9 protein-coding genes are annotated in these 6,695 nt (G+C 70.9%); 5 read left to right on the top strand and 4 right to left on the bottom strand.

Annotated features, from left to right (window positions below):
* Positions 1 to 398 precede the first annotated feature (398 nt).
* Positions 399 to 653, top strand: coding sequence for an SCO5555 family protein (locus tag UWG_RS0124915; RefSeq protein ID WP_016909916.1), 255 nt, complete (start codon positions 399 to 401; stop codon positions 651 to 653).
* A 125-nt stretch (positions 654 to 778) separates the two neighbouring features.
* Entirely contained in the window at positions 779 to 1,423 is a 645-nt protein-coding gene (locus UWG_RS32365; RefSeq protein WP_016909915.1) for an HU family DNA-binding protein, read from the top strand.
* Positions 1,424 to 1,608: 185 nt separating this feature from the next.
* On the opposite strand, the gene UWG_RS0124905 is transcribed toward UWG_RS32365, so the two are convergent.
* Together UWG_RS0124905 and cofC are read right to left on the bottom strand one after the other, a co-directional pair.
* The gene (locus tag UWG_RS0124905; RefSeq protein WP_016909914.1) at positions 1,609 to 1,812 is read right to left on the bottom strand and encodes a hypothetical protein; all 204 of its coding nucleotides are present in this window, start codon (positions 1,810 to 1,812) and stop codon (positions 1,609 to 1,611) included.
* Between the two features lie 10 nt (positions 1,813 to 1,822).
* Complete coding sequence (cofC, locus tag UWG_RS0124900) at positions 1,823 to 2,506, bottom strand: 2-phospho-L-lactate guanylyltransferase (protein WP_016909913.1); 684 nt, start codon at positions 2,504 to 2,506, stop codon at positions 1,823 to 1,825.
* A gap of 276 nt (positions 2,507 to 2,782) precedes the next feature.
* Between cofC and UWG_RS0124895 the strand changes: the two genes are divergently transcribed.
* The 3 genes from UWG_RS0124895 to UWG_RS0124885 all read left to right on the top strand — a co-directional run bounded on the left by UWG_RS0124895 (position 2,783) and on the right by UWG_RS0124885 (position 5,838).
* Positions 2,783 to 3,583: a lysophospholipid acyltransferase family protein gene (locus UWG_RS0124895; protein WP_016909912.1), complete on the top strand. Its 801-nt coding sequence runs from the start codon at positions 2,783 to 2,785 to the stop codon at positions 3,581 to 3,583.
* On the top strand, positions 3,580 to 4,581 hold the full coding sequence (locus UWG_RS0124890) for an NAD(P)H-dependent glycerol-3-phosphate dehydrogenase (protein ID WP_016909911.1): 1,002 nt from the start codon (positions 3,580 to 3,582) through the stop codon (positions 4,579 to 4,581). The genes UWG_RS0124895 and UWG_RS0124890 overlap by 4 nt, the downstream gene beginning before the upstream one ends.
* A 120-nt stretch (positions 4,582 to 4,701) precedes the next feature.
* A complete protein-coding gene (locus UWG_RS0124885; protein ID WP_016909910.1) occupies positions 4,702 to 5,838 on the top strand; it encodes a D-alanine--D-alanine ligase family protein in 1,137 nt (378 codons plus the stop codon).
* Positions 5,839 to 5,874: 36 nt separating this feature from the next.
* Here UWG_RS0124885 and UWG_RS30960 read toward each other — a convergent pair whose 3' ends face one another.
* Positions 5,875 to 6,375 (bottom strand): DUF3515 domain-containing protein, encoded by a 501-nt coding sequence (locus tag UWG_RS30960; protein ID WP_016909909.1) that lies wholly within the window; start codon positions 6,373 to 6,375, stop codon positions 5,875 to 5,877.
* A gap of 19 nt (positions 6,376 to 6,394) precedes the next feature.
* Positions 6,395 to 6,628, bottom strand: coding sequence for an Lrp/AsnC family transcriptional regulator (locus tag UWG_RS0124875; protein WP_016909908.1), 234 nt, complete (start codon positions 6,626 to 6,628; stop codon positions 6,395 to 6,397).
* Between the last annotated feature and the right edge of the window lie 67 nt (positions 6,629 to 6,695).

Below are 6,695 nucleotides of genomic sequence, written 5' to 3'. Positions count from 1 at the left end.
CACCGGCGGGGGCGCGCTTCGTGCTGTGTGCGCCGACGAGTTCGTACCCTTCGGGTGGGTCCCCGGTGTGGCGCGCCGCCTCATCGGGCCTTCCCTGCAACGGTCTTGGGGAGTCGTTCGGACAACGGCCTTGTCGTGCCCGAGACCTGCCTCCCTGGCAGGCGCTGAATGACTTGAAATACTCTTGAGCGTCGTATCAGTTCACAGTAGGGAGCGCCGCTTGTCGCGCAGCCGCCCGGGGTTCGACTCCGAGCGTCGGATGACACCTCCAACTGACCCGGCACGCAGGGCAGTTGGGCCGCGTTCGTGGTGCGGCAGCCGTTGCCGCACGCGGGACGCAGGACGCGCGGCGCACCCCGCTGGAAGTCACAACTCACCGCAGATGGCACAATCACCGCATGGAACGCGACGGTCAACTGGAGCTCTACGACCGGCTCGCCGCCCGACTCAAGGAAGCCAACGGGCGCGTCCGTTCGTCGCGTGTGTCGGACGAAGTTCGACTGGCGCTGTTCCGGAAGCTGCTCGTGATCACGGCGGCTTCCAAGCACGATCTGGCCGATGCCGAAAGGCGCCTGGAGCGTCTGATGGTCGACATCGACGAGGGCCGATTCCCCAACGCGCCGGGAGACGTGCGCGCTGACGGAACGCCGTGAAGGTCGAGTTCGTTGCGGCACAAGGGTGATTCGCCCGTTTCGTGTTTGATTTGCGGTATATATCTGCCTAGCGTGCGAAAAAGCTTGAACAGATTCGTTCCGGCAATGTCTCCGAAGGGGAAGACGTGAACAAGGCACAGCTTGTCGAAAGCATCCAAGACCAGCTCGGTGGACGACAGCAGGCGGCCGACGCCGTCGATGTCGTACTCGACGCGATCGTCCGCTCCGTCGTTCAGGGCGAGCGGGTTTCGGTCACCGGCTTCGGTTCCTTTGAGAAGGTCGACCGTCCGGCGCGTTACGCGCGCAACCCGCAGACCGGTGAGCGGGTGCGGGTCAAGAAGACCTCGGTCCCGCGCTTCCGTGCGGGCGCCGGCTTCAAGGACCTCGTCAGCGGGGCGAAGAAGCTCCCGAAGAACGACGTCGCGGTGAAGAAGGCCCCCAAGGGAAGCCTCTCCAGCGGCACCAGCACGCGGAAGGCCACCGCGAAGAAGGCGTCGGCGAAGAAGGCCCCCGCCAAGAAGACGGCCGCGAAGAAGACCACGGCCAAGAAGAGCACGTCGGCGAGGAAGAGCACCGCCTCGAAGTCGGCGGCGAAGAAGTCGACGGCGAAGAAGGCACCCGCCAAGAAGACCGCGGCGAAGAAGAGCACCGCCTCGAAGTCGACGGCGAAGAAGGCACCCGCCAAGAAGAGCACGGCCAAGAAGGCCCCGGCGCGCAAGACGGCGGCACGCAAGACCACCGCGAAGAAGTCGACCGCGCGCAGGCGCTGACCGGCCAACTCCGGGCCGCGGACGAAGCGAAGCGCCGGGCCGGGCTCCCTCGGGGGAGCCCGGCCCGCGGCTTGTGCGTCCGCGGCCTTTTCGTGTGCGGGCGCACGCCCCTCCTGAGAAGCGTGCGGCGCATGCGTGTTGAGCGTCTGCTCAGCCGAGGCGCGCGGTCCGGTGGCGGCCGCCGCTCACCAGGTGTGCAGCGTGACGAGGGTGATCCGCCGCTGCTCGCCCTCTCCCTCGACGTCGACCCGGACCCGCTGCCCCGGGCGGAGCAGGCGAAGGCCGCCCGCCTCGAAGGCCGCTGCGCCGAAGTCGAGCGGGGTGCCGTCGTCGAGCAGCACGCTGCCGGTGTGCGACGCGTCGTCGAAGGTGTACGCGGTGGCCTGCATGGCGCGCAGCCTACCGGGCCGCTGGGCGCGCGGCCGGGCCGGCGCCGGCCGCCCGCCAGGCGTCCGTCCACGGCCCCAGGCCGAGTTCGGCGGCCGCCTCCAGGTCCGCTGCCGTGTCGACGTCCCTGCGGACGCTCTCCACGCCGCCGAGCGTGAGCTCGACCGCCCCCGAAGCGCCGTGCGCCGTACGTGATTCGGGGCCGAATGCGGGGGCGAGTTCCATTCCAGGCAAGGCGGACAACAGGGTCGTTCCCTTTTTCTCGGCGTCGGCGAGAAAAGCTCTCGGGAATTGGCCGGCAGCCGTGAGAACCCTCGCCAATTCCGCCGTGCGCAGCGCGGGCAGGTCCGCGTTGAGGGCCGCCACGGGAGCGGCGGGCGCCTCGGCGCGGGCCGCGGCGGTGCCGTACGCGAGCGCGGCGTTGAGGCCGGCGGCCGGAGCGTCGGGGACCGGTCTCGCGCCGAGCGCCGCGAGTTCCGCCGAGGCGTAGGCGTCGTCCGTGACAACGACCACACTCGCGACGAGCCGGCAGCGCAGCGCGGCGCTCACCGTGTCCTTGGCGAAGGCGAGGACGAGCGAGGGCATACGGCCGCCCCGCGCCGCCGGCGTCAGCCTCGTCTTGGCGCGTGCCAGAGGCTTCAACGGCACCACGAGGCTCCAGCGGGCCGGGGGTTCGGACGGATGCATCGCCGCCATTCTCGCCCGCACCCCGCGTCCGCGGAACGGACCCGGGTTACGGTGTGGTCGGCGCAGCGGAGCGGAGTACACGCTCGACAGGGCGGCATGGGCCGCGCAACACTGCCCTGTGCTTCGCCGGGGAGGTCTCTCCCCGCCCGCAGGGGAGCCGCCCACTCCCGTACTCCCCCGGCCCCGCCGGGAGGTCCGCGCGCCGAGCGGGGAGACGCAACCCGATGCGCTCCGGGGGAGATCCCACGCGGTTGTCGATACGGGCCAAGAGGAGATGGTGTCCGGGTGTCCCGCCACAAAGTCGGTTTCTGGTACCGCCTTGCCGCGGTATTGGCGAAACCGCCGCTCCTGCTGTTCTTCAAGCGCGACTGGCGAGGGACGGAGCACATTCCGAACGACGGCGGATTCCTCACCGTCGTGAACCACAACTCGTATCTCGATCCGCTCTCCTACGCGCACTACCAGTACAACACCGGGCGTGTGCCGCGGTTCCTCGCCAAGGTCGGGCTCTTCAAGAAGGGCTTCGTGGGTGCCGTGATGCGCGGCACGGGCCAGATCCCGGTCTACCGCGAGTCGGCGGACGCGGTGGGCGCGTTCCGCGCGGCCGTCGACGCCGTCGAGCGGGGCGAGTGCGTGGCGTTCTACCCCGAGGGCACGCTCACCAGGGACCCCGACATGTGGCCCATGGTGGGTAAGACGGGCGCGGCGCGGGTGGCGCTGATCACCAAGGCGCCGGTGATCCCCGTCGCGCAGTGGGGCGCCAACCTCGCGATGCCGCCCTACGCCAAGGGGAAGAAGCTCCGCCTGTTCCCGCGGAAGACGTTCGTCGTGCAGGCCGGACCGCCCGTCGACCTCTCGGAGTTCTACGACAAGGAGCCGACGAGCGAGGTGCTGCGCGCGGCGACCGAGGTAATGATGGACGCGGTCACGGAGCAGCTCGCCCAGGTCAGGGAAGAGGAACCGCCGGCGGAACGCTTCCGCTACCGCAGGGACGCCGCTCCGCAGCCGCGGCAGCCGTCCCCCGGCGCGGAGCCCGCACACCGCAACGAGAGCGCCGCCCCGGCGGCCGAGGGGGAGAACGCGTGACGAAGGCAGCGGTATTCGGCACCGGTTCGTGGGGGACCGCCTTCGCGATGGTGCTCGCCGACGCCGGGTGCGAGGTGGCGCTGTGCGGGCGGCGCACGGAGGTCGCCGACGCGATCAACGGCGCCCGCCGCAACCCGGAGTACTTCCCCGACGTCGAGTTGCCGAGCGGCATCACCGCGACGACCGATCCGGCTCGGGCCGCGTCCGGCGCCGAGTTCGCGGTGTTGGCCGTCCCCTCGCAGACGTTGCGCGCCAACCTCGCTGCCTGGAAACCGCTGTTGCCGTCCCGGGCGGTGTTCGTCTCGCTGATGAAGGGCGTCGAACTCGGCACGGCGAAGCGGATGAGTGAGGTCGTGCAGGAGGTCGCCGGGGTGCCGCAGCGGCAGGTCGCCGTCCTCACGGGGCCGAACCTCGCCCGCGAGGTCGCCGCGCGGCAGCCGGCCGCCGCCGTGGCCGCCTGCGCGGACGAGGCCGTCGCCATGAGGCTGCAGCAGGTGTGCCACACGCCGTACTTCCGGCCGTACACCAACACCGACGTCGTCGGGTGCGAACTCGGCGGCGCCGTGAAGAACGTGATCGCGCTCGCCGTCGGCATCGCGGACGGCATGGGCCTCGGGGACAACGCGAAGGCGTCGCTCATCACCCGCGGCCTCGCCGAGACGGCGCGCCTCGGGCTCGCCATGGGCGCCGACGCGCAGACGTTCGCCGGGCTCGCGGGCATGGGCGACCTCGTCGCCACGTGCTCCTCGCCGCTCTCGCGCAACCACACCTTCGGCACCAACCTCGGCCGGGGCATGACGCTGGAGGAGACGGTCGCCGTCACCAAGCAGACGGCGGAGGGCGTCAAGTCCTGCGAGTCGGTGCGGACCCTGGCGCAGCGGCACGCCGTCGAGATGCCGATCTCGGAGACGGTCGCGGACATCGTCCACGAGGGGAAGCCGCCGCACGTCGCGCTCAAGGAACTGATGGGCCGCAGCGCCAAGCCGGAGCGTGTCTGACGCGCCGGAGCCGGTGAACGGCCCGCGCCCACCGGCGGCTTCGGCCGCACGCGGAACCGTGGGGGACTCGCGCCCTCACCCGCTGACTCGAACTGGCCCACCGGGTAAAGTCGCAGCGATATGAGCAGCCACAGCCCCTCTCCCAAGCCCCGCGTCGCCGTCGTCTTCGGCGGACGCAGCTCCGAGCACGCGATCTCGGTGGTGACTGCCGGCGCGGTCCTCGCCGCGATCGACCGCGACAAGTACGAGGTGCTACCGATCGGCATCACCGCCGACGGCCGTTGGATGCCCGCTGTGGACGCGCCGGAGCGCATGGCGATCGAGGGGCGGAAGTTGCCCGACGTCGCCGACGTCGCGGAGTCCGAGCACGGGGGCGTGGTCCTGCCGCTCAACGCGGGCGAGCGCGAGGTCGTCTACACCGAGCCGGGCGCGGTGCCGAAGGCCCTCGGCGAGATCGACGTCGTCTTCCCCGTCCTGCACGGCCCGTACGGCGAGGACGGGACGCTCCAGGGGCTGCTCGAACTCTCCGGGGTGCCCTACGTGGGCGCCGGTGTGCTCGCCTCCTCCGTGGGGATGGACAAGGAGTACATGAAGCGGGTCTTCGAGTCCTTCGCGCTTCCTGTCGGCCCGTACCTCACCGTCCGCCCGCGCGACTGGGAGCAGGACCCGGCCGCGGCGCGGGCGAGGATCGTCGACTTCGCCGCCGAGCACGGCTGGCCGGTCTTCGTGAAGCCTGCGCGCGCCGGCTCCTCCGTCGGCATCACCAAGCTCGAAGGGCTCGCCGGGCTCGACGACGCCGTCGCCGAAGCGCGCAGGCACGACGCGAAGATCATCGTCGAGGCGCTGCTGAACGGGCGCGAGATCGAGTGCGGGGTGCTGGAGTTCGAGGAAGGCCCCCGGGCGAGCCTGCCGGCCGAGATCCCGCCGGTGAGCGAGCACGACTTCTACGACTTCGAGGCGAAGTACATCGACTCCGCCTCCGGCCGCGTGCCCGCCCCGCTCGCCGAGGAGGAGACGGCGAAGGTCCGCGAACTCGCCGTCCGCGCCTTCGACGCACTCTCCTGCGAGGGCCTGGCCCGCGTCGACTTCTTCCTCCGCGAGGACGGCGAGTTCGTCATCAACGAGATCAACACCCTTCCCGGGTTCACACCGATCTCGATGTACCCGCGGATGTGGCAGGAGACGGGCGTCCCGTACCCCGAGCTCGTCGACCGCCTGATCCAGGCCGCGCTGCGGCGCTCCACCGGGCTGCGCTGAACCCCGACTTGCGGTGTCCGCAGGGCGGTTGGCGGCCTAGTGCGTGCGGGGAACCTCGGCGCGCACGGGCTCCGCGAGGTCGGTGAGGGCGCCGATCTCGGGAGCGTACGCCTCCGGGACGGTGACCTCGACGTACGCGGCACGGTCGGTGGTCGTGAACCGGTAGCCCTCGTCCTGCTCCTCGATCAGCCAGGAGACGCCGTTCACCTCGGCCGCCTCCGACGTCGGGTTGTACTCTTCTGTGCCTGGTGTCAGCTTCGCCGGCCGGTCGACCCCGCAGCGGAGTTCGATCGCCGGGTCGCCCCAGGCAGCGGGGTAGGAGGAGTCGGTGGCGTCGGTGCTGTGCTCCTCGCCCTCGACCTTTCCCGGCAGCGCGTCGTGGAGGCTGCGGCAGACCGTCGCGGCCTTGCCCGAGGGGCTGGGGGCCGCGGGGCGCGCGTCGCTCTCCGTCATCGCGCAGCCGGCGACGGCCGTGAGGAGCAGTGCGCAGCCGAGCGCCGCCCGGGGACGGCCTGTGCTGCGGTGCGGAATGCTCACGCGGCGAGCATACGGGGGCCTAGAGATGGACGATGGGACAGGTCAGAGTGCGGGTGATGCCGTCCACTTGCTGGACCTTGGCCACCACCATGCGGCCGAGGTCGTCGACCGTCTCCGCCTGCGCGCGTACGACGACGTCGTACGGCCCCGTGACGTCCTCGGCTTGGAGAACTCCGTGCATCTCCGCGATGAACTCGGCAACCGCCGAGGCCTTTCCGACGTCGGTCTGGATCAGGATGTACGCCTGTACCACGGAACCTCCAGGGCGGCGACGAGGATCATGCGGGGCGAAGCAGACACGGTACCGCGCGCGGTGCGGC

Origin of the sequence: Streptomyces xiaopingdaonensis, from assembly GCF_000262345.1 — a bacterium.
Lineage (GTDB): Bacteria > Actinomycetota > Actinomycetes > Streptomycetales > Streptomycetaceae > Streptomyces > Streptomyces xiaopingdaonensis.
The sequence above is the reverse complement of the archived record's forward strand: the minus strand, read 5'-3'. Positions and strand labels throughout refer to the sequence as shown.